The sequence below is a fragment of the uncultured Campylobacter sp. genome (genome assembly GCF_938018035.1).
GTDB lineage: Bacteria > Campylobacterota > Campylobacteria > Campylobacterales > Campylobacteraceae > Campylobacter_B.
The window spans coordinates 14,678-34,796 of sequence record NZ_CALIJF010000332.1; the positions used below are offsets into that span (position 1 = coordinate 14,678).

The window sequence follows — 20,119 nt, forward strand, 5'->3', positions numbered from 1 at the left end:
CTACTTTATCACCAAATTTACAAGCTTGTTTTTGACGTAAATTTCTTTTACGATGCTCTTGCCCTCTAACCATTTGGCGCAATTCTGCTTTGCAAGGCTTAAAATTTCGCCCTCGCTTAGGTTCGCACCCGCTTCAAACTCGGCACGCTTTTTGCCGTTAATCGTGACGGCAAGCTTGATCGTATCGCTCTCAAAGACCTCTTCGCAAACTCGCAGCTCGCCGAAATTCCGCCTCTTAAACAGCTTCTCGCTAAGCTCGGCGCAGATGTGCGGCACGATAGGCTCGAGCAGGTTTAAGATCACGAAATAGCCCTCGGTAAATACGTCTTTGTTGCTCTGCGCATTTAGCGCATTTAGCGCCTCCATACACGCGGCGATTAGGGTATTGAAAGCAAAGCTGCTCTCATAAACCTGTTGCGATTTCTTAAGCGCCTCATAAACTTTAAGGCGGGCATATTTTTCCTCTTTATTTAAAGCGGCGTGGTCGATCTGCGGAATTTTATCCGTAGCATAAGCATTTTCGGCGCGATCGTATAGGCGACTAAGAAATTTATACGCGCCCTCTACCGCGCTGTCGTTCCACTCAAGCTCTTTTTGAGGAGGCGCGGCAAAAAGTATAAAAAGTCTCGCCGTATCGGCACCGTAGGTCTCAATAATGTCATCGGGATCGACGGTATTGCCCTTGCTTTTACTCATCTTTGCGCCATCTTTTAGCACCATGCCCTGAGTTAGCAGCCGCTCAAACGGCTCACTATCGCGCAGATAGCCTATGTCGCGAAGAGCCTTTTGGAAAAATCTCGCGTAAAGTAGGTGCAAAATCGCGTGCTCGATGCCGCCGATATATTGATCAACGTTCATCCAGTAGTTCACGCTTTGCTCGTCAAACGCCCGCTGCTGCCATGTCCGTTCGTCGCTTGCGTAGCGCGCGAAATACCACGAGCTTTCAAAAAATGTATCGAGCGTGTCGGTCTCGCGCATCGCGTCGCCACCGCATTTAGGGCATTTGCAAAACTTCCAGCTAGGATGCGTATCCAGCGGATTGCCATTTCCGGTAATCTTAATATCCTGCGGAAGCTCTACGGGCAGATTTGAAATTTCCTCGCTTACCAGCCCGCATTTTGGGCAGTGGATCATCGGAATCGGCGCGCCCCAGTAGCGTTGGCGGCTCACTCCCCAATCGCGCAGTTTAAAATTTACCACGCGGCGTCCGAGCCCTAGCTCCTCAAATTTTGAGATAACGGCGCTTTTTGCTTTTTCGCTATCCATGCCGCTAAATTCCGCGGAATTTATTAAAATTCCAGGCTCGACGTAAGCCTTGCTAGCGTCGTAATCGCCGCTTTTAGAAGCGATGCTTTGAATGATCGGTAGGTTAAATTTCTTCGCGAACTCAAAGTCTCTCTCATCGTGCGCAGGCACAGCCATAACCGCGCCGCCGCCGTATTCTGCCAGGACGAAATTTGCAGTCCAAACGGGGATTTTTCTGCCGCTTAGCGGATGAAGCACGCTGATTCCGAGGCTCACGCCGTCTTTATCGCTTGCTTGGCGCTCACGCGGGCTTTGATTTAAAATTTCTCTCACCTTCGCCGCAGCTTTGGCGTCAAGTAAATTATTATCCAAAAGTCTCTTTACGACCTCGTGTTCCGGCGCAAGCGCCGCGTAGCTCATACCGTAAATCGTATCGGGGCGCGTCGTAAAAACTTTAAAGCCCTCGATTCCGCCGAGTTTGGCTCTGCTTTGCTCATCAAATTTAAAGCCAAATTCTAAACCCTCGCTGCGTCCGATCCAGTTTTCCTGCATCGTAAGCACCTGAGCGGGCCACTTGCCCTCAAGCTGCTTTAAGCAATCCAAGAGCTCCTGCGCGTAGGCGGTGATTTTTAGATAATATCCCGGCATCTGCTTTTGCACGACCTCGTTGCCGCAGCGCCAACACCTGCCCTCTTCGACCTGCTCGTTGGCAAGCACCGTCTGATCGTGCTCGCACCAATTTACCACGGCGCTTTTTCTATAGATAAGCCCTTTTTCAAAAAGTTTGATGAAAAATTCCTGCTCCCAGCGCGTATAAAGCGGATCGGAGGTAGCGAGCATGCGACGAGCCGAAAAGCTAAAGCCAAGACGGTGCAGCTCATTTTTCATATAATCAATATTTTCGTAAGTCCAAGTTTTAGGGTGAATGCCGTGTTTGATCGCCGCATTTTCCGCAGGCATACCGAAGCTGTCAAAGCCGATCGGCTGAAGCACGTTGTATCCGCGCAGCCTATAATAGCGACTCAAAGCGTCGCCGATGCTGTAGTTTCGCACGTGCCCCATGTGAATGCGACCGCTTGGGTAGGGAAACATCGAAAGGATATATTTTTTAGGCAGGCTATAATCGTCCTTAGGCTCGAAAACTCCCTCTTCATCCCAAATTTTCTGCCATTTAAGCTCAATACTTTTACTATCGTAAGGCATTTTGCGCTCCTAGAATTCGTCTTTAGTTTTTGCCGACTCAATCGCTATTAAAATTAGCGAGAAAAAGTTTGCAAGTAGCGCGCCGATCGCAAGCGAGGTCACGATCGATAGATCTCCCGGCGCTACTACAATCAAAACGAACGCCGGTATGAGATGCAGATCCGCTACGAGCGAGCTTGCAAAAAGCTCGGCTGCTAGCATATTTCGCACGCCTACCTTCAAAAGCGTCGAGACTGCATTCACGCTGGTTGCTATGAAAAGTAAAATTTCATTCTTCTCATACAAAAACCCACCTATCGTAGTCATACTCATCAGCGCAAAAAATATGTAAATTACCCTTCCCCAGTTCATCTTTTATCCTTACACCGTGCCTTTTTCATACATGGCGCGATTCTTTTCTTTCTCTTTGATACGGCGCTGTTTTTCAGCCAAAAACGCGCGGTATTTCTCGACATTAAATTTAAACAAAATCAGCATCGGAGCAGCTACAAATACAGAGCTGAAAGTTCCTGCTATGACGCCTATTAGCATCACGAAGCTAAAGCCGTGGATCATCTCGCCGCCCCAGACGAATAAAATCACGATGACGATGAGAGTCGTAAGCGAAGTAAGCAACGTGCGCGATAGCGTATGAGAGATTGATTCGTTTATAACCTCGTCAAGCTTAATCGATTTACTATCTTTTACACCTTCTCGAATTCTATCGAAAACAACGATGGTATCGTTAAGCGAGTAGCCCATTATAGTTAGCAGTGCGGCTAAAATTTCAAGGTTGAAATCCACGCCGGCTAAAATCATCGCACCTACGGCAACTACGACGTCGTGCAGATCCGATAGTACGGCTGCAATCGCAAATCTCCACTCAAACCGCAGGGTGATATAAACCAAAATGAGCGCAAACGACACACATACCGCTAAAATTCCGTTTGTGCGAAGCTCCTCGCCGACTTTAGGACCTACGATATCGACCTTGCGAATGTCGAAGTTTCCACTACCTTGTAAAATTTTTTGCGCCGCTAAGGCGGGATTATCGCCCAGTTCACTCGCAGCGCCTGAATATCTAATCGTAACTTCTTGATCGCTACCGAATTCCGTAACGTTGATATTGCCTAAATTTGCCGCTTCGAAGCGCTTTCTGATCTCATCAAGCGGTGCTTTAGCGTCGTATTTAACCTGAATGAGCGTACCGCCGCTAAAATCGATGCCGTAATTAATGCCCTTAATGAAAAATAGCGCAATAGAGCCTATTATCAAAACTGCAGAAAGCGCAAAGGTAAAATATCTAAATTTCATAAAATCATAAATTTTGCCCTTATCGAACACTTGCATTTGCGCCTCCTCTTACTTTATAACCGAGCCAAAGCGCGGTATTTTTGCTTTTTTCCATCTTATCTATTACTAGCTCAAACATTCCGTGAGTGCCTAAAATAGCCGTTATCATCGACGCTACGATACCGATGCTCATCGTGACGGCAAAGCCCTTCACTGGACCCGTGCCGTAAGCATAAAGCGCAGCGGAAGTAATTAGCGTAGTGATATTTGAATCCACGATCGCGCTCATCGCATTTTCATAGCCTTTATTTATACTTTGGCGGATTGAAACTCCCGTCCTTAGCACCTCTCTAACGCGCTCGTTAATGATGACGTTCGCATCTACCGCCATTCCGATAGTTAGTACGATTCCCGCCATTCCAGGAAGCGTTAACGTTGCACCAAAAAGCGCCATACAAGCGATCAAAAATAAAATATTTACTACAAGCGCGATATCGGCAAAAAGCCCCGCTACGCCATAGTATAAAATCATAAAGATTAAAATCGCAACCGCTGCAAGACTAAGCGCTGCCATACTTTTATCGATGCTATCTTGTCCTAGGCTAGGACCGATGCTGCGTGTCTCTGAGACTTTAACAGGAGCCAAAAGCGCGCCGCTTCTAAGCGCGATCGCTACGTCATGCGCCTCCTCGACGGTGAATCCGCCACTGATCTGACCGCTGCCGCCGCCGATACGCTCGTTTATGCGCGGCGCGGAGTAAACCTTGCCATCAAGCACGATGGCTAAACGTTTGCCGACGTTTTTACCGGTAAAATCGCCGAAAATTTGAGCGCCTTGAGAGTTTAGCGTAAAATTTATGATCGGCTGGTTGGTGTGCTGATCGAAGGCAACCTTCGCATCAACTAGCATCGCGCCATCAAGCACTGGAATTTCGTTTATGAGATACTTGTAATTCGGATTTTTAACGTCCGGATAGATCACGTCGCCGTAAGCTCTGGCATCCGCCGCGCTGATAGTTTGTGCGCGGTCTTGGCGCACGTCGTCCACCGCCATAAGCTGCAAGTGAGCCGCTTTGGCGATCAGATCCTTAGCGCGTTGCTCATCCGCTGCACTTTTGACGCCCGGAAGCTCCACCAAAATATAGCTCTCGCCCTGCTTTGCTACCGTCGGCTCCGCAAGTCCGAATTGATCCAAGCGGTTTCGGATAGTCTCGACGGCCTGTTCGATCGCGTATTTTTTAGTCGCTTCGACCTCCTCAGGCGTTAGTGTGACGCGATATTTTTCGCCAGATTTTTGAATGTCTAATCCGCTTGCGGCGCTATGCAAAATCGCATCAAATTTAGAAGCCTCGTCCGCGTCTAAAATTTCAAACTCGAACGAATCACCTTCCAATTTTAGCCCGTCCATCAGCAGATCATCGCGCTTGGCGGCGTAATTAACGCTAGCGGCGATCGATTTGATCTTCGAAACGACCGCCTCGTCGCTTTGAACTTCCAAAAGCATATGCAAGCCACCTTGCAGATCCAGACCCAAGTTTATCTTGCTTCCCTTTTCGGTCTGAAAGATCGAAGGCGCGGCAAAAATCGCCGAAAAGATCACCGCAGCCAAAAAGATCAGCAGGCGGTATGAAATTTTACTGCTCATCTAATTTTCTTGCCACAAATTGTTTATCTAGCTCGACCATGACCTCATCGTTAAGCTTAACTGTGATAAAATCATTGTTTGTTTTCACGACCGTGCATTTTATGCCACCGCTAGTTATGATCTTATCGCCTTTGCCGAGCGCATCGACCATCGCTTTATGATCCTTGGCCTGCTTTTGCTGCGGTCTGATAATCAAAAAATACATAATCGCAAAGATTACGACGATAGGCAGGATTGATGCAAAGAAGTTTCCTTGTTCCATGTGTTTCCTTCATTAGAAATTTAAAAAGTAGCTATTTTACATTAAGTTACATAAATAAAGGCTTTGTTCTTGCCCTTGCGCTTTCAAATTTTATTTTCGTAGAAATTTTAAGCTCTAAATTTGACGGTTTAATCGCTCTAGCGGCGGAATTTTTCTCGCCTCTAATTGCGATAGCAGCACTTTTTTATCTACTAAAAGCAAGCAAGGCGGAGTGGTTTTGGTGCGGATTTTTTATCGGCGCGCTATGGATGCACTGGATCAGCTTCAGTCTGATCTATTTCGATCTCGCGTTTTTGATCCCGATTGAAATTCTTGGAATTTGCCTCGTTTATGCCTTTATTTTCCGCATCTTTGCGATCTTTGACGCGCCGGTTTTGCGCGCTGCGTGCCTTTTGATTCTAAAATTTATCCATCCCTTCGGCTTTGATTGGCTAAATTTTGAACTGCTTCTAAGCCATGGAATTTTCAGAGCCGATCTTAGCGCGCTGGCTCTGATTTTAGCGGGGCTTTGCGCGGTTTTGTATCTACGCGGACGAGGCGCCCGGGCTAAACTTAACGCCCTAATTTTCGCGGCGTTTTTGATCTGCGCGCTGCAATTCAGCCAAAAAGAGCCCGAGCCGCTACCGATTAAAATTTCGCTCGCAAACACCGACATTTCGCAGCACGACATCTGGGCGAAGGATAAAATTTTATCCGCCGCGTTGGCAAATTTAGCTCGAATAGACGATGCGATCGCAGAGGGACAAGACGCGATAATCTTGCCCGAGAGCGCCTTTGCGATGCCGCTAAATTTAGAAAACGCGCTAGTTGAAGCCCTAAAGGAAAAATCGCGCGCAATTACTATCGTAGCGGGCGCGGAAGCGTATGAGAACGGGAAATTTTACAACAGCGCCTATCTTTTTGCGAACGGGGAAATGAAGCGCTTCGATAAGCACATTTTGGTGCCGTTTGGCGAAATGGTGCCGCTGCCGGAATTTGCACGAAATTTCATCAACCGCGTGCTGCTAGGCGGTGCGACCGATTTTTCCACAGCTAACGGCTTTAGCGACTACGAGCTTGGCGGGCGAAGCGTAAGAAGCGCCGTTTGCTACGAGGCTACGCGCGCAGAGCTTTACGAAGGCTCGCCAAAATACGTCGTAGCGATCAGCAACAACGGCTGGTTTGTGCCGAGCTACGAGCCCTATTTACAGCGCCTCATAATCCGCTACTACGCGAGCTTGCACGGCACATTGATCTATCACGCCGTAAACGGCAGCGCTAGCGAGATAATCGCTCCGAAAAAGATCTGGATAAACCGCCTTAAAGATCATCTAAAATAGCCTAAAAAGTTATTTTTAAACGACTTTTGGGTAATATTTTAAAATTTTATTAGGAGCTAAATTTATGGCTAAATACAATCGCATACTCGTAAAATTTTCGGGTGAAGCGCTAGCGGGAGAGAACGGCTTTGGGATCGACAGCGAAATTTTAAAATTTATCGCTAAAGAGATCAAGCAGCTCGTGGAGGGCGGCATCGAAGTAGGCATCGTAATCGGCGGCGGCAACATCATAAGAGGCGTAAGCGCCGCAGCTAGCGGTATCATCAAACGCACCAGCGGCGATCATATGGGCATGCTAGCGACCGTCATAAACGCAATCGCTATGAGAGAAGCGCTCGAATACGCAGGCATGGATGTGCGCGTGCAAAGTGCGATAAAGATGGAAGCGATCTGCGAGACCTTCATCATCGGCCGCGCCAAAAGACACCTGGAAAAGGGTCGCGTCGTGATCTTTGCCGCAGGCACGGGAAATCCGTTCTTCACGACCGATACCGCAGGCACGCTCCGCGCGATCGAGATCGGAGCCGACGCTATCATAAAAGCCACTAAAGTAATGGGGATCTACGACAAGGATCCGCAAAAATTTAAAGACGCCAAATTGCTTTCCAAAGTCACTTACGATCAAGCCCTGCACGACAATATCAGGGTGATGGACGATACGGCTATCGCGCTTGCCAAAGATAATGCGCTTCCGATCATCGTGTGCAATATGTTTAAAAGCGGAAATTTATACAAAATCGTCGAGGGCGGAGATCTAAGCTCCTGCTCGATCGTAAAAAACTGAAATTTAAAATTTAAGGAGAATTGATGAGAACCGAACAAATAGTAGCCAAGGCCTTAAAAGTAACGGGCGGAGACAGATACAAGCTATCTTTGATGATAAGCAAACGCGCCGAGCAGCTAGCTGCAGGTGAACCGCCGCTGATAGATAACGTAGATACTCGCAGGATGAAATTTGCCGATATAGCAATCTTGGAATTAGCCGAAGGTAAGATCGCATTAGATGGAATCGTTGACAAGGATTAATGATAACTTCTTAGAAAGTCTCATCGACGATGTCGTCGATACCAAAGACATTCAAAGCGCCAAGCAGCTGCTTTATAATCTAAAAGAGCCCACTCCGCTGCTAGTGGATGCTATAAATTTATGCATCGCGCAGCACGACGGGCAGTTTCGCAAAAGCGGCGAGCCATATGCGATCCATCCGATTTTGGTAGCTTGCTTCGTATCTTTTATGGGTGGAGACGACGCGATGGTGATATCTGCGCTACTACACGACGTAGTAGAGGATACAGATTACAGCATCGAGCAGGTTAGACAAAGATTCGGCGACGAAGTAGCCAAAATCGTAGAAGGGCTTACTAAAATCGTAAACATCAGAGAGGATAAATTAGCCCCATCCAGCGATAGCAACGCTAAGCTTCGCACCACGGCGCTTACCTTCCGCAGGATGCTGATGATCTCCATTAACGATCAGCGCGTTTTGGTAGTCAAGCTCTGCGACAGGCTGCACAATATGCTAACCCTAGACGCCCTTCGCCCCGATAAACAAAAACGCATCGGCGAGGAGACGCTTTTGGTTTACGCGCCGATCGCGCACAGGCTTGGAATTTCATCGATCAAAAACGTGCTTGAGGATCTTAGCTTCAAATACGTTATGCCTAAAGAGTATTCGGCGATTGCCGATTACGTCGAGGAGCATAAGCAGCAGCTTCAGATGAGCTTGAGCAAATTTAGCGAAAAGATCAAAGAGTACATGCTCTCAAACGGCTTTAGCGAGGGTAGCTTTGAGATCCAAAAGCGAATGAAGCACTACTACTCGATCTTTTTAAAGATGCAGCGCAAAGGAATTTCGATCGAGGAGGTGCTCGATCTTTTGGCTATCCGCATCATCGTGCAAAAGCCGATGGATTGCTATTTGGCTCTTGGCATCATCCATACTAAATTTAATCCGCTCATATCGCGCTTTAAGGATTATATCGCGCTTCCGAAGCAAAACGGATATCAGACGATCCACACGACCGTCTTTAACGAAAGCATGATCGTAGAGGTGCAGATCCGCACCTTCGATATGCATAACACCGCGGAATTCGGCGTCGCCGCGCACTGGAAGTATAAATATAGCGGCTCGATCAATCCGAAGCTTGATTGGCTAAACGACATCGGCATGCAGGAAGAGGACGACGCCAACGCCGAGGATCTTTACGAATACGCCAAAGACAGCCTCTACGTCGAGGATATCGCCGTGTATTCGCCCAAGGGCGGAATTTTTACATTGCCGCGAGGTGCTACAGCGCTTGATTACGCCTACGAGATACACTCTCAAGTGGGCTTAAAAGCGACCGAGGCCTTTATAAATCGCGTCAAGGTGCCGCTTCTAACGGAGCTTAAAAACGGCGACATCGTTCATATCATCACGGGGGACGAGCCGCATTATCGCTGCAGCTGGCTAAGCTCGGTAAAAACGGGCAAGGCGCGCGCGACGATAAAGGCGTTTTGCAAGCAAAAGATCAGAGATATAAATTTTGAAGTAGCGATTAAAATTTTATGCGCGATCTTTACGACGAGCAAGGAGAGCATTCTAAGCTGGCTTGAAAAAGAAAATTTAAGCAAAAAGATCGGCAAAGCTGCCTACGACTCGGTATTTTTAAAAGACGTCGTAAATGCGCTGAAAAAATACCCGCTCAAAGAGAAATTTTTCAATATGAAATTTCGCAGCAAGTATGAGATCGAGAAGCAAAAATTTGACAACATCGTGGTGTATTCAAATTTTAAAATCGACGAGGTTGAGTTTGATTACTGCTGCAACCCAAAGCGCGGCGACGACATCATCGGCTTTCGCAACGGACACGGCGTGACGGTGCATCATAAGCTGTGCGAACGTGCAAGCGAGCTAATCAAAACCGATGAGATGATCTTCGTAAAATGGACGCGTAATGCGCCGCACCGCTACAAGATCATATTAAATTTAGAAAACAAGCGCGGCTCGCTGGCGACGTTTTTAAACTATTTAGTCAAGCTTGAGGTCGATCTGGTGTCGATAAGCCTCAACGAAAATAGCGAAACAACGTCGGATTATTTTGAGATTATCATCGAGCTGAACGAAAATTTAGACTCCGCGCAGATCAAAGATAGGCTCAAAAACCGCTTTAAAATCGTGGATTTCGTATCGCTTACGGACGTATATAAAAACTAAATAAGGGAGAGCAAATGGCTGACATTCAAGGCATTATGGAAAATTTTAAGCGCGGTGTCGCGGAGATCATCGGCGAAGAACAGATCGAAGCTCTGATTAGGCGCTATTACGACAGCGGCGAGGTCTTTTACGTCAAAATCGGCATGGATCCCACTGCTGCGGATCTGCACCTAGGACACGCCGTCGTGCTAAATAAACTTGCATTTTTGCAAAACCACGGCGCGATCGTGCAGTTTCTAATCGGCGATTTTACTGCTCAAATCGGAGATCCTACGGGCAAGAGCGAGACTCGCAAAAAACTAGCGCGCGAAGTTGTGCTTCAAAACGCCAAAACCTACGAGCAGCAGGTCTTTAAAATTTTAAATCCCGCTAAAACCAAAGTGATGTTTAACTCCGAATGGACCAACCGCCTGGGTGCTAGCGGTATGATCGAGCTATCAAGCACTTTCAATGTTGCCCGGATGCTCGAGCGCGACGACTTCGAGAAGCGCTACAAGGCAGAGCAGCCGATCAGCATCAGCGAGTTTATGTATCCGCTACTGCAGGGATACGACAGCGTTTGCATGAAATGCGATATAGAATTCGGCGGCACCGATCAGAAATTTAATCTTTTAATGGGTCGCCAGCTGCAAAGAATTTATGATGTCGGCAAAGAACAAAGCGTCGTGATGATGCCGCTTTTAGTTGGCACCGACGGCACGAATAAGATGAGCAAGAGCCTTGGTAACTATATCGGCGTAACCGATACGCCGCATGATATGTACGGCAAGGTGATGAGTATCAGCGATGCGTTAATGTGGGATTGGTATAATCTGCTAAGCCAAAAAAGCAGCGAAGATATTGAGCTAATAAAAGGCTTCGTGGCGGATGGCTCGATCCATCCTAAGGCGGTTAAGGAGGAGCTTGCCTCCGAGATCGTCACGCAATTTTATGACGAAAACACCGCCTTTGAAGCTAAGCAGGAATTTGACCGCGTCCACGGCGCCGGCGAGCTTCCTAGCGAGATCAAGGAATACCACGTAAGCTCGCCTGCATGGATCGTAAAGGCGCTCATCAGCTGCAAGCTCGCAGTCTCTAGCTCGGATGCGCGCAGGCTGATAAAATCAAACGCCGTCAGTATCGATCAAAATAAAATTTTAGATGAGCAGCTTCAGCTTAGTTCGGGCGAATATACACTCCAAGTAGGAAAGAAAAAATTCGCTAAATTAAAGGTGGATTAATGAGTATAAAAATAGGCAAACACGAGATTGCGCACCCGATAATTCAAGGCGGCATGGGACTTGGTATCAGCTGGGACAAGCTAGCCGGCAATGTCAGCCTAAACGGCTGTCTAGGCGTCATTAGCTCGGTCGGCACCGGCTACTACGAAAATCTTAAATTTGCCAAAAAATCGCTCGAGGGCAGACCATATCAAAGCGAGAATTTTTATAGCAAAGAGGCGCTTTTTGCCATCGTACAAAACGCCCGTAAAATTTGCGGCAATGCACCTTTAGGGATGAATGTAATGTGCGCGGCGAACGACTACGAGCGCATCGTGCGCGACACGTGCGAGGCAGGTATCGACATCATCATTAGCGGCGCAGGGCTCCCTACCAATCTGCCGGAATTTACGGCAGATTTCCCGAACGTCGCGCTCGTACCCATCGTCTCCTCCGCCAAGGCTCTTAAGATCATCGCCAAGCGCTGGAAGCAGCGCTATGACCGTATCCCGGATGCCGTAGTGCTCGAAGGCCCTCTTAGCGGCGGGCATCAGGGCTTTACCTACGAGCAGTGCGGCGATCCGGCGTTTGCGCTGGATAATCTAATCCCGCAAGTAAAAGCAGAAATCTCGCAATGGGGCAGCTTCCCGCTATTTGTCGCAGGCGGAATTTGGGATAAAACCGACATCGATCTCGTAAAAGCCCTGGGCGCGGACGGCGTGCAGATGGGCACGCGCTTCATCGGCACCTTTGAATGCGACGCCGCGGAGGAATTTAAGCAGGTACTTCTTAACGCCAAAAAAGAAGACATCGAGCTTCTAAAATCGCCCGTAGGCTATCCCGCACGCGGAATTCATACCAATCTGCAAGATATGATCGCCGCGGGCACGGCGCCTAAGATCCGCTGTATCAGCAACTGCGTAAGCCCTTGCGAGCGCGGCAAAGGTGCTAATGCCGTAGGATACTGCATCGCCGATCGCTTAAGCGACGCGTATCTTGGCAAAACGCAAAGCGGTCTGTTTTTCACGGGTGCCAACGGCTGGCGATTAAACGAGATCATATCCGTGAAGGAATTGATAGAAAAACTTGTAAATGGCGAAGATAGTTAAAATTTTTCTAATCGCGGCTTTTAGCTGCGTATTGGCGTTTGGAGCTTCCAGTGAGGCGTTTTTTGCGAAATTCGATAAGGATTTCATCGTAGCGACGCCGAATTACAAGCGCTCGCTGCACAAGGAGCTAAAATCGCTCTACCAAGGTGCGTCCGATAAAGAAGTCCGCATCAAAGCGCTAAAGAGGCTGGTTTACAGCTCGAAAAATTTAGGGCTTGACTCCTCGCCTTATGAATCTGCGCTAGCCAAATTACAAGGCAAAGCAAGCGATAGCAGCACGAATTCTAAAAAGCTCAAAGATGAAAACGCAAAAAATTCCAAAAGCTCGGACGAGAAAAACGCTTCAAATTTAGCGCATAGCCCCAAAGCCTCCGCCTCTAAAAATTCTAAGAATTCAAAAAATTCCACTTCCAAAAATCTCAAAAAGACGCGCGCGCCAGAAGAAGCCGATCTAAGCTCGCTATCTAGCGAGGATCTGGAGTTTTTACGCTCGACTAGGCCCCGCGGCGCGGACGAGGCCGTAGACGCCCAAGAGGACGATAGCAGCGAGGACGCAATCGCGCAAAACGAGGATGACGAGGAGTCCGCAGATCAAAGCAGCGAGCTTAGAAAAAGCAGCGTAAAAAAAGCGGACAAAAACGCCCAGCTTGCGTTAAATTCTCTGCGCGGCGATGGGGATGAGATCGTGCTTGAGTTTAACCGCGATCTAAAGCGCAGCGATTATAAAGATTTTACGATCGCAAGTAGCGATAATTTTCGCTTCGTGATTGATTTTAGCGCGCGGCAAAAGTCACAAAAAACGCGGCTTAAAGATAGCTTCGTTAGCGATGTACGCGTCTCGCAATACAACGATAAGACCGTGCGCATCGTACTTAGCGACCCGAAAGAATTCAACGCAAACGTAGAAATTAACGGCAATATGATGATTTTAAGTACGGCTGAAGGCTTAAAAGCCACAAAATCCGCGCGCGAAGAAAAAAACAAGGATCAAAAATCAGGGCGCAAGCGCGGACGAGAGCAAGATAGCGAGCCGCAAATCAGCACGATAGATGATGCGCAAGGTGCCAAAACCGCGTCCGTGGCCGCCGGTAAAATTTATAAATCCACCAAGGGCAAACTCATCGTAATCGACCCCGGTCACGGCGGCAGCGATTCGGGCGCGGTAGGAAACGGGCTAAAGGAAAAAAACGTCGTGCTAGCCACATCCAAAAAGCTCGGTGCGCTGCTTACCAAGCGGGGATACAAGGTGCTTTATACGCGCAGCACCGACGTTTTTATAAATTTACGATCGCGCACCGCTTTCGCCGCCAAAAGAAATGCTGATATGTTTATTTCGATCCACGCAAATGCCGCTCCTAACGCAAGCGCAGCATCCAGAATGAGCGGCGTGGAAACATTTTTCTTAAGCCCGGCTAGAAGCGAACGCAGTAAAAACGCCGCCGCACTCGAAAATAGGGGCGATTTGGAGGATATGAATACCTTCTCGAAGCAGACCTTCCTAAATTTTTTAAACCGCGAGAAGATAATCTCTTCAAACAAGCTTGCCATCGATATTCAAAGCTATATGCTAAGCTCGGTCAAAAAGAGCTTCTCAAGCAGAGACGGAGGCGTGCGCGAGGCGCCGTTTTGGGTGCTGGTGGGCGCTACGATGCCCGCGGTGCTCGTGGAGATGGGCTACATCACGCACCCGCAGGAGGGTAAAAATTTAGGCAAAAGCGCCTATCAAGATCGCATCGCCCAAGGCATCGCAAACGGCGTGGACGCGTACTTTCAGAAAAACAAGTGATAAAATTTTATGCGCTGCGCATTTTGCGAGCAAGATAAAATTTTATTTCGGCGCGAGATTTGCTCCGCAGATATAGTTTAGCGGGCACAACGGATCTTGCGTATAAACAGAGCGAGAGGAGTTAGATTTAAAATTTTAAAGCCCGCTGCGCTAAATTTAAAGCAAAACGTGCGGCGCTTGCATGCAAAATTCGCTCGCGTGCCAAATATTTACTACAGGCAGGTAAATTTTTTACGGAGCGTCTTGCGGCGCCACGAGCTAGGGATATATAGCTTAGACGCGGAATTTTTAGCGCAGCTCGGCGTAAAATTTTGAAGTATGGACTTGGCGCCACTTGCTCAGCAGAGTGCGACTGGCCGTAAAATTTACCGACAGAATCACATTTAAGCCGCGCGACAAAATCGCTATTTTGTCGCGCCTAATGCGAATCGTGTTTCAAACCGCGTCCGCGCAATTAGGATTGCGCTTTAAGTCATGAGTATGTGTATCGCTCTAGCCGCGCTTAACGGCGTCCTGAAATTTCGCACCATGTTCGCAGAGCGTGCGATATTTGCGTAATGCTGCGAACGCGATAGTTGCAACGTGCCGATACCTGCGCTCTATGTGCATTAAAGGTGCAGCTGAATCGTAAATTTAAAGATAAATTTAAAAGGTCCAAAATGAAAAAAATCGTATTTTTGATCCTGCTTTTCGCAGCCGTTGCGCTCGCGCTTTATGTTACTTCGCGCGTAAATCCGAGCCTTTTTGCCGAAATCAAAATCCTAGGCGCGCTGCTAAACGCCACGATCTTCGGCGTCGCGCTCATCGCCTTAGCGATCGGCGAAAAAGACATAGTGCGCTTCCCGTTTCTTACCGCCTCGCTGCTGGCGCTGTTTTCGGGGCTGGTAGAGGGCGTACTGCTCTTCGAGAACCGCTACTACATCGCGATCACGGCGGTGGCGTTCGTCGCCTTCGTCTTTTATCTGCAGATCGGGCACAAAAGATTTTCAAACAAAGCTTATAAAAATTCTGCGGACGAGAGCTCTAAAAATTTAGATGAGAGCGCAAATTTAAAAGACGCGGATTTCTGCGACGCAAAAGAGGCGCGGGAGCCGCAAAGCAAAGACGCTGCGGCGGATGAAATTTTAAACTTTAAAAGCGGTGGCGAAATTTCAAATTCTCAAAGCGAGGATAAAATTTTAAACTCCAGTGGCGACCTCGGTGAAAATTTCGCGAGCGGCGCCGATGAAAATTCCGACGGAAATTTTAAAATTTCAAACGGTAGCGCGGGCGAAGGCGGCGCAGACGAAAATTCTGCGCAAAATTTCAATCAGGGCGGTGAAAATTCCGCGGATGGCGCAAGGCGCGATAGATGATCAAATCCGCGCTGATCGCGCTTGCGGTGATATTTTTGCTGCTTTTAAATTTAGCCAATCTTTTCGGCATGGTAGGCATAAGCGGGCCGGTGCCTGCGATGATCTGGTTTGCGATCAGCTTCTGCGGGGTTTTTTATCTATACAAATTTTGCGGCGCAAGGCCAGTCGCGGCGCGGATCGGGATCTTTGCCGTAGCCTTCGTGGGCGGATTTTTCACGAGCGTTTTGTACTACGGATTTTTTAATTCGCAAACTTTGGAATTTGCCTTTACATACGCCTTTTTCGCGGTGGTTTTTACGCTCGGCATCGGCGTGATTTTGTAGCGAGTTTTAAATTTAGCGCCCTGCTTGAAATTTCACCGACGAAGCTCAAAATAAACTCGTGCGATTTTGTAGAATTTCAAAATTTATCCGTGCGAGCGCTAAATTTACATCCTGATCTTATAGGTCTTGTAGTTATCCTTCATCCTAAACGTCAGCAAATTTTGTAAAATTCCAAAGAGGATCATAAAGGTGATGAAGCTGCTGCCGCCGTAGCTAAAAAACGGCAGCGGCACGCCCACGACGGGCGCGAAGCCCACCACCATCGAGATATTGACGCCCGTATAAATGAAAATGAGCGAGGCAAGCGCGCTCGTAAATACCCGTATCAGATAATCGCTTTTAAAATCGTAGTTTAGGCTCAGCAGATGCAGTATCAGCAACGCATACAGCGCGATCAGCGCGGCAGCCCCCACGAAGCCGAAGCGCTCGATCGTATAAGCGAAGATAAAATCGCTCGTCGCAATCGGCAAGAATTTAAAGTGCGTCTGCGTCGCTTCATCCTTATCCTTGCCGTAAATGCCGCCGTTTCCAATAGCGATGATCGCCTGCTTGACCTGGTAATTGGGCTCCTCGCTGATAAAATCGGCGATGCGCTTTTTTTGATAATCGTGCATGTTTTCGTACAAAATCGGCGAGCTGGCCACAAAAACGATGATCAGCGTAAGCCAAATTTTTTTATCGACGCCGATAATAAAAAGGATCGCAAATCCCGTCAAAAAAAGTATCGCGGCGGTGCCTAGATCAGGCTCTTTCGCGATCAGAACGAAAGGTAGAAGTATGTAAAAGCTAAGGCGCAAAAAATCCTTCAGCCCGTAGCCGTTTTTCGGCGGCGGATTTTTGTGTATCAGATACATCAGCATCAGGATAAACGCGGGCTTCATCACCTCGCTGGGCTGCAACGTAAAATGCACGAAAGAAATCTCCAGCCAGCGTCTCGCTCCTAGCTTGCTAACGCCGAAAAAATCGACGCTGAGCAGCAATATGATGTTGGTCCAATAAAATATCGGGATCAGATATAAAAATTTGCGTATCGGAAAGAGAAAAAACAGCGTAAAAACGGCAAATCCGACGCCGAAATATACCACCTGCTTCGAGGATAGCACGTCGTTTGCCTCGCTTATTAAAACGTATGAAAAAACCACTATCGGCACGATCAAAAAAGGTTGAATGAAATCAAAATATGCTAAAATCTTTTTGTCAATTTTAAACAACGCTTAATCCTATTAAAATTTTGACGTAAGAATAGCCAAAAAAGGTATAAATTTGGATAATCTAATAGCACAATGCAGCGAAAGGCTCGACGTTTTTTTAAGCTCGCAGCTTGGAATTTCGCGCAATCAAATATCAAGCTTAATCAAATCCGAAGCGGTCAGAGTGGACGGCGTCGTGCAGAGCAGGCCCGGCTACAAGCTATCTGCGGGCGAGCTCGTGCACATCGACTACCCCGCGCCCGCGCCGCAGCAAAAGAGCGCAGAGCGGCTAGATTTCGACGTTGAAATTTTATACGAGGACGAGGATCTGCTCGTGGTAAATAAGCCCGCGGGCCTTACCGTCCACCCCGCCGCAAGCGTCAAAGAGCCCACGCTCGTGGACTGGCTCAAGTCTCGCGGCTATCTGCTTTCCACGCTCGGCGGCGAGCTTCGCGCGGGCATCGTGCACCGCCTGGATAAGCTCACCAGCGGCGCCCTGCTCGTCGCCAAAAACAACGCCGCGCACGCCGCGCTCTCGGCGCAACTAAGCGATAAGAGTATGGGGCGGATATACCTCGCGCTCATCGACCTGCCGCTGAAGCAGCCCTGCGTGATCGAGCGCCCGATCTCTCGCAACCCTGCAAACCGTCTAAAAATGGGGATCGTGCCCGGCGGACGCAGCGCAAAGAGCGCGTTTTATGAAATTTTAAGCGGCGCGGAACTAACGGAGCTTCAAAACTCCGCCCAGAGGTGCGATGAAATTTTAAGTACGAGCGCGGGCAAGAGTACAGCTTCGGGCAAGAGCGCGGGGGCGGATAAAATTTCAGCCGCTGATAAAATTTTGGCTGCGAACGCAGGCGCAAGTAGAATTTCGGCTAAGGACAAAATTTTGGGTGACGCTACGGATAAAATTTCAATGGGTGATGCGGATAAAATTTCGGCGACCGATAAAATTTCAGATGCGACCACAGATATAGGCAAAATTTCAGCCGTATCCACAGGCAAGGATAAAATTTTAAGCGCTAGCAGGGGTGCAGATACGGGTAAAATTTTAGCGACCGACGCAAGCACGCGCGGGAATGAAATTTTAAATGTAGACCTAGCTGCGGGCGCAGATAAAATTTCGACTACCGACGTGAGCGCGAGCAAGAATGCGGGCATGGATGAAATTTTAAACGACTACGCAGGCGCGAATAACGCGGATGAAATTTCAAATAATTGCATGCGGAGCGCGGATAAAATTTCAATCCAAAGCGCAGATAAAATTCCAAGCAGCCGCGCGGATAACGCAGATAAAATTTTAACCGCCAAAATGAGCGCGGATCAAACCCATGCCGCCCGTCTCGCCGAGAATAAATTTTTAAATTTTAAAAATCCCGCTCAAAACCAAATTCTGCCGCCGATAAACCTAAAGAGCTTTAATCTCGTCGCGGCAAAGCTCTTCACGGGTCGCACGCATCAGATCCGCGTGCATTTAAGCTCGATAAATCGGCACATTTTGGGCGATCATTTATACGGATTTAAGAGCGAAAACGCTAAAATTAGCAGGATTTTGCTCCATGCCTATTTGCTCTATTTCATCCATCCGCGAAGCGGCAAAGAGATGAAAATATGCGCGGGCTTGCCGAGCGAATTTCTAAATTTTACGACAAATCAAAAGGTAAAGGATGAAATTTATGAAAAAATTTTACCGACTAACGTTGAGCGCTACTTTAGCGATACTAGCGGCTGGCTGCGCTACGTCTAGCGCGCCTAGCGCAAGCGACGAGAGCCTTCCGCGCGTAGAGGGCATTAGGACGATCACGAGCGACGATGAGATCGGGCTTGAGTGGCCTAGATACGACTCAAATACCGCCGTATTGGGCTTTGTCGTCTACCGAGCGCCTGCAAGCGGCGGCGAAGCCAAAAAGATCGCCACCATCGCAGATCCATACTCCACTCACTACGTAGATACGAGGCTGCAGCCGGGCACTTCGTATAAATACACGGTGCGCACATACGGCGCCAAGGGCGTTTCGGCTCCTTCTCCAGTCGCTATCGCAAGCACAGCAAAAATGCTAGAGTCCGTGCCGTTTGCGCAGGCGATCTACGGACTTCCGGGCCGCGTTAAGATCATCTGGCGTCCGCATCCGGATCTTCGCGTAAGCTCCTATCTAATCGAGCGCCGTCCTAAGGGAGGCGAGTCGTGGAGCACGATTAAAGAGGTTCGCGGCAGACTTAGTGCTGAATATATCGACAATATCGATTATGGCGAAGGATATGAATACCGCATCACCGTCAAAACCGAAAACGGAGAGCTGTCCAAGCCTAGTGCAGTCATTGCCGCAGCGCAGGCAGAATAAAGTTTGCCGAATTTCATAACCCAAAGCGTGAGCCTGCCGCGGCTACCAGCTAGATTCGACGAGGTCGAATTTTTAGAAACGGCGCGCGGCAGAAATTTAACGCTCGTACGAACTAAAAGCTTTGATAGTGAGTTTTTTATCATCGTAAAGCCCAGCGGCGACAAGGTGATAGTAAAGGGCGAAAAGATCACCAAGCCCGCCAAAATCGGTCATCTGCAGCGAGCGCTCGAAATTTTTAAAGAGCGCTTCTGCGGGCGGATCATCTCGCAGGCGTTTGCTTACAAAGACAGCTCGCTTACCGAAAAAACGCCGCTGATTTTGGACGAGAATGAAATTTTATCCCTCGTAAAAAGCTCTAAATTTAATAAAATTTTCATCGAGATCGGCTTCGGCTCGGGCAGACACCTACTTCATCAAGCGCGCTCGAATCAAGACGCGCTGCTAATCGGCATCGAAATTTACAAGCCCGCGATCGAACAGGTCGCAAAGCTAGCGATCCGCGAGGGGCTGCAAAACATCGCTCTCATAGCCACCGACGCGCGGGTTTTGCTGAGCCTGCTTCCCGCGGGCTGCCTGCAGCGCGTATTTTTGCACTTCCCCGTGCCGTGGGACGACGCGCCGCACCGCCGCGTCATAAGCGACGAGTTCGCCTCACAGATCGCACGCACGCTCG

General features: G+C 48.4%; 16 protein-coding genes and 3 pseudogenes. 13 read left to right on the top strand and 6 right to left on the bottom strand.

Going from position 1 to position 20,119, the window contains the following annotated elements; all coding sequences use genetic code 11:
• From leuS to yajC, 5 genes are read right to left on the bottom strand one after another with little or no spacing between them, the layout of a single operon-like run.
• Window positions 1–2,448 carry a leucine--tRNA ligase gene (leuS, locus tag Q0257_RS09965; protein ID WP_298024526.1) on the bottom strand — a complete coding sequence of 816 codons (2,448 nt, stop codon included), beginning with the start codon at window positions 2,446–2,448 and terminating at the stop codon, window positions 1–3.
• A 9-nt stretch (window positions 2,449–2,457) separates the two neighbouring features.
• Window positions 2,458–2,799 (bottom strand): DUF6394 family protein, encoded by a 342-nt coding sequence (locus Q0257_RS09970; RefSeq protein WP_005872279.1) that lies wholly within the window; start codon window positions 2,797–2,799, stop codon window positions 2,458–2,460.
• Between the two features lie 9 nt (window positions 2,800–2,808).
• A complete protein-coding gene (gene secF, locus Q0257_RS09975; protein WP_291935970.1) occupies window positions 2,809–3,777 on the bottom strand; it encodes a protein translocase subunit SecF in 969 nt (322 codons plus the stop codon).
• Window positions 3,761–5,365: a protein translocase subunit SecD gene (gene secD / locus Q0257_RS09980; protein ID WP_298024528.1), complete on the bottom strand. Its 1,605-nt coding sequence runs from the start codon at window positions 5,363–5,365 to the stop codon at window positions 3,761–3,763. Before secD ends, secF begins: the two co-directional genes overlap by 17 nt.
• On the bottom strand, window positions 5,355–5,627 hold the full coding sequence (gene yajC, locus Q0257_RS09985; RefSeq protein ID WP_005872282.1) for a preprotein translocase subunit YajC: 273 nt from the start codon (window positions 5,625–5,627) through the stop codon (window positions 5,355–5,357). The genes secD and yajC overlap by 11 nt, the downstream gene beginning before the upstream one ends.
• Here yajC and Q0257_RS09990 point away from each other — a divergent pair.
• From Q0257_RS09990 to Q0257_RS10030, 9 genes are all read left to right on the top strand, one after another.
• The gene (locus Q0257_RS09990; protein WP_298024529.1) at window positions 5,603–6,946 is read left to right on the top strand and encodes an apolipoprotein N-acyltransferase; all 1,344 of its coding nucleotides are present in this window, start codon (window positions 5,603–5,605) and stop codon (window positions 6,944–6,946) included. The two genes, yajC and Q0257_RS09990, sit on opposite strands and share 25 nt — an antisense overlap.
• A 64-nt stretch (window positions 6,947–7,010) precedes the next feature.
• Window positions 7,011–7,730 (top strand): UMP kinase, encoded by a 720-nt coding sequence (gene pyrH / locus Q0257_RS09995; RefSeq protein WP_297881798.1) that lies wholly within the window; start codon window positions 7,011–7,013, stop codon window positions 7,728–7,730.
• Window positions 7,731–7,753: 23 nt separating this feature from the next.
• On the top strand, window positions 7,754–7,972 hold the full coding sequence (locus Q0257_RS10000; protein ID WP_005872285.1) for a DNA-directed RNA polymerase subunit omega: 219 nt from the start codon (window positions 7,754–7,756) through the stop codon (window positions 7,970–7,972).
• Window positions 7,950–10,142: a RelA/SpoT family protein gene (locus tag Q0257_RS10005; protein ID WP_298024531.1), complete on the top strand. Its 2,193-nt coding sequence runs from the start codon at window positions 7,950–7,952 to the stop codon at window positions 10,140–10,142. The genes Q0257_RS10000 and Q0257_RS10005 overlap by 23 nt, the downstream gene beginning before the upstream one ends.
• Before the next feature lie 14 nt (window positions 10,143–10,156).
• Window positions 10,157–11,362, top strand: coding sequence for a tyrosine--tRNA ligase (tyrS, locus tag Q0257_RS10010; RefSeq protein WP_177389336.1), 1,206 nt, complete (start codon window positions 10,157–10,159; stop codon window positions 11,360–11,362).
• The gene (locus Q0257_RS10015) at window positions 11,362–12,450 is read left to right on the top strand and encodes a nitronate monooxygenase (RefSeq protein ID WP_298024532.1); all 1,089 of its coding nucleotides are present in this window, start codon (window positions 11,362–11,364) and stop codon (window positions 12,448–12,450) included. Before tyrS ends, Q0257_RS10015 begins: the two co-directional genes overlap by 1 nt.
• Window positions 12,434–14,236 carry an N-acetylmuramoyl-L-alanine amidase gene (locus Q0257_RS10020; protein WP_298024533.1) on the top strand — a complete coding sequence of 601 codons (1,803 nt, stop codon included), beginning with the start codon at window positions 12,434–12,436 and terminating at the stop codon, window positions 14,234–14,236. The genes Q0257_RS10015 and Q0257_RS10020 overlap by 17 nt, the downstream gene beginning before the upstream one ends.
• A 659-nt stretch (window positions 14,237–14,895) precedes the next feature.
• Window positions 14,896–15,591 carry a hypothetical protein gene (locus Q0257_RS10025; protein WP_298024535.1) on the top strand — a complete coding sequence of 232 codons (696 nt, stop codon included), beginning with the start codon at window positions 14,896–14,898 and terminating at the stop codon, window positions 15,589–15,591.
• Window positions 15,588–15,914, top strand: a complete 327-nt coding sequence (locus tag Q0257_RS10030; protein WP_298024536.1) for a hypothetical protein — start codon at window positions 15,588–15,590, stop codon at window positions 15,912–15,914. Before Q0257_RS10025 ends, Q0257_RS10030 begins: the two co-directional genes overlap by 4 nt.
• 104 nt (window positions 15,915–16,018) lie before the next feature.
• On the opposite strand, the gene Q0257_RS10035 is transcribed toward Q0257_RS10030, so the two are convergent.
• Entirely contained in the window at window positions 16,019–17,125 is a 1,107-nt protein-coding gene (locus Q0257_RS10035; RefSeq protein WP_298024537.1) for an FtsW/RodA/SpoVE family cell cycle protein, read from the bottom strand.
• A 52-nt stretch (window positions 17,126–17,177) separates the two neighbouring features.
• Here Q0257_RS10035 and Q0257_RS10040 point away from each other — a divergent pair.
• The 4 genes and pseudogenes from Q0257_RS10040 to Q0257_RS10055 all read left to right on the top strand — a co-directional run.
• Window positions 17,178–17,807, top strand: a pseudogene (locus Q0257_RS10040) (RluA family pseudouridine synthase); the annotation flags it as partial.
• A gap of 717 nt (window positions 17,808–18,524) precedes the next feature.
• Window positions 18,525–18,851 (top strand): annotated as a pseudogene (locus Q0257_RS10045) (RluA family pseudouridine synthase); the annotation flags it as partial.
• A complete protein-coding gene (locus Q0257_RS10050) occupies window positions 18,781–19,446 on the top strand; it encodes a fibronectin type III domain-containing protein (RefSeq protein ID WP_298024539.1) in 666 nt (221 codons plus the stop codon). The pseudogene Q0257_RS10045 and the gene Q0257_RS10050, both read left to right, overlap by 71 nt.
• A 3-nt stretch (window positions 19,447–19,449) precedes the next feature.
• A pseudogene (locus Q0257_RS10055) lies at window positions 19,450–20,119 on the top strand (tRNA (guanosine(46)-N7)-methyltransferase TrmB); the annotation flags it as partial.

Excerpts from the sequence above, each read along its gene's own strand:
- secD (WP_298024528.1), bottom strand. The coding sequence starts at position 5,365 with ATGAGCAGTAAAATTTCATACCGCCTGCTGATCTTTTTGGCTGCGGTG.
- Q0257_RS10030 (WP_298024536.1), top strand. The coding sequence starts at position 15,588 with ATGATCAAATCCGCGCTGATCGCGCTTGCGGTGATATTTTTGCTGCTT.
- Q0257_RS10000 (WP_005872285.1), top strand. The coding sequence starts at position 7,754 with ATGAGAACCGAACAAATAGTAGCCAAGGCCTTAAAAGTAACGGGCGGA.
- Q0257_RS10015 (WP_298024532.1), top strand. The coding sequence starts at position 11,362 with ATGAGTATAAAAATAGGCAAACACGAGATTGCGCACCCGATAATTCAA.
- Q0257_RS10020 (WP_298024533.1), top strand. The coding sequence starts at position 12,434 with ATGGCGAAGATAGTTAAAATTTTTCTAATCGCGGCTTTTAGCTGCGTA.
- Q0257_RS10025 (WP_298024535.1), top strand. The coding sequence starts at position 14,896 with ATGAAAAAAATCGTATTTTTGATCCTGCTTTTCGCAGCCGTTGCGCTC.
- pyrH (WP_297881798.1), top strand. The coding sequence starts at position 7,011 with ATGGCTAAATACAATCGCATACTCGTAAAATTTTCGGGTGAAGCGCTA.
- Q0257_RS10050 (WP_298024539.1), top strand. The coding sequence starts at position 18,781 with ATGAAAAAATTTTACCGACTAACGTTGAGCGCTACTTTAGCGATACTA.
- Q0257_RS09970 (WP_005872279.1), bottom strand. The coding sequence starts at position 2,799 with ATGAACTGGGGAAGGGTAATTTACATATTTTTTGCGCTGATGAGTATG.
- tyrS (WP_177389336.1), top strand. The coding sequence starts at position 10,157 with ATGGCTGACATTCAAGGCATTATGGAAAATTTTAAGCGCGGTGTCGCG.
- yajC (WP_005872282.1), bottom strand. The coding sequence starts at position 5,627 with ATGGAACAAGGAAACTTCTTTGCATCAATCCTGCCTATCGTCGTAATC.
- Q0257_RS10005 (WP_298024531.1), top strand. The coding sequence starts at position 7,950 with ATGGAATCGTTGACAAGGATTAATGATAACTTCTTAGAAAGTCTCATC.
- secF (WP_291935970.1), bottom strand. The coding sequence starts at position 3,777 with ATGCAAGTGTTCGATAAGGGCAAAATTTATGATTTTATGAAATTTAGA.
- leuS (WP_298024526.1), bottom strand. The coding sequence starts at position 2,448 with ATGCCTTACGATAGTAAAAGTATTGAGCTTAAATGGCAGAAAATTTGG.
- Q0257_RS09990 (WP_298024529.1), top strand. The coding sequence starts at position 5,603 with ATGCAAAGAAGTTTCCTTGTTCCATGTGTTTCCTTCATTAGAAATTTA.